The organism is Clostridium sp. CTA-5 (assembly GCF_054768135.1).
Genome location: NZ_BAAAAT010000036.1, coordinates 1 through 483, shown reverse-complemented (window position 1 = coordinate 483; position 483 = coordinate 1). Strand labels below are relative to the sequence as shown.

4 tRNA genes are annotated in these 483 nt (G+C 50.3%); all 4 read left to right on the top strand.

The features are described from left to right. Positions 1 to 74 precede the first annotated feature (74 nt). The 4 genes from ACYUET_RS19070 (at position 75) to ACYUET_RS19055 (ending at position 416) form a co-directional block, all read left to right on the top strand. Positions 75 to 149 (top strand) — tRNA-Gln (locus tag ACYUET_RS19070). 8 nt (positions 150 to 157) lie between these two features. After that, a tRNA-Lys gene (locus tag ACYUET_RS19065) sits at positions 158 to 233 on the top strand. Positions 234 to 249: 16 nt separating this feature from the next. Further along, a tRNA-Leu gene (locus ACYUET_RS19060) sits at positions 250 to 334 on the top strand. Positions 335 to 341: 7 nt separating this feature from the next. Then, positions 342 to 416, top strand: a tRNA-Gly gene (locus ACYUET_RS19055). Positions 417 to 483: the final 67 nt, after the last annotated feature.

Here is a 483-nt window from a genome sequence, read left to right as displayed (position 1 = left end):
TAGTTCAGTTGGTAGAGCGCCAGTTTGTGGCACTGGTTGTCGTGGGTTCGAATCCCATCGTTCACCCCATGTTTTGGGATGTCGCCAAGCGGTAAGGCAATGGACTTTGACTCCATTATGCGTAGGTTCGAATCCTGCCATCCCAGCCATTACTTGTGGTTCACTAGCTCAGTCGGTAGAGCACATGACTTTTAATCATGGTGTCCCGGGTTCGATTCCCGGGTGAGCCACCAATTAAAACAATAAAATGCAGATGTGGCGGAATTGGCAGACGCACTAGACTTAGGATCTAGCGCCTTCGGGTGTGGGGGTTCGACTCCCTTCATCTGCACCAAAAAAATGCGGAAGTGACTCAATGGTAGAGTGCCACCTTGCCAAGGTGGATGTTGCGGGTTCGAGTCCCGTCTTCCGCTCCAAATAAATTTTAAATATGCGGGTGTAGCTCAATGGTAGAGCCCTAGCCTTCCAAGCTAGTTACGTGAG